Annotated in this window: 2 protein-coding genes; both read left to right on the top strand. The window is 45.3% G+C overall.

Features of this window, described 5'->3' with window-relative positions; genetic code table 11:
- Positions 1–223: hypothetical protein (locus tag ACFFUV_RS23590; protein ID WP_390198415.1), on the top strand; the 223-nt coding region annotated here is incomplete at its 5' end.
- Between the two features lie 17 nt (positions 224–240).
- The coding region (locus ACFFUV_RS23585; protein WP_390198412.1) for a hypothetical protein at positions 241–629 on the top strand (389 nt) is incomplete at its 3' end.

Genomic DNA, 629 nt, shown 5'->3' with positions numbered 1-629 from the left:
AACCGCCGCCGCATTGGATGGCGACACAAAGAAAAAGTTGATTGAATGTATTGAGGGCGGAACAATTGCCGACGTCATTTTGGTAACAAAAGAGGTTGAAAAGAAAATCTGCCATGCACGTGTTGTTAGTTGGTCGGTTAATACAACCTTGGATTCGCCAAAATACACAATTTATATTATTAACGCAAACAACGGAAGAGTAGTAGCAATCGCACTTAATTAATTCAAAGGGAAAGAATTATGTTAACGAGAGAAATTTTAGTTGCAAATGCGGCATTAGCCGGATTAACCGACGAACAAATTGCGGCGATTACAACATTGTCCGCCAACGACGAAAATAGCGTTATCGCCAAAAAGACGGGCGAAATTTACGGCGGATTGGATGCCGATATTTTGGCGGCGTCCGGTATCGCAAAGAACGGAACCGAAAAGACGTTTGATTACGCAAAACGTGTGGTCGCCGAGTTCAAAACCAAAGCGGAAAGCGCAAGCGCATTGCAAACCCAAATCGACAGTCTGACGAAAGAAAAGGCACGTTTGGAAAAGGCAATTGCCGACGGTGCGACCGATGCGGAAACGGCAAAGGCGTTGAAACAGGCGAAAGCCGATTTAACGGCGGTAACAACGCA

The organism is Vibrio olivae, from assembly GCF_042428525.1.
Lineage (GTDB): Bacteria > Pseudomonadota > Gammaproteobacteria > Enterobacterales > Vibrionaceae > Vibrio > Vibrio olivae.
Note: the sequence above shows the minus strand (reverse complement) of the source record. Positions and strands in the feature narration are given on the sequence as shown.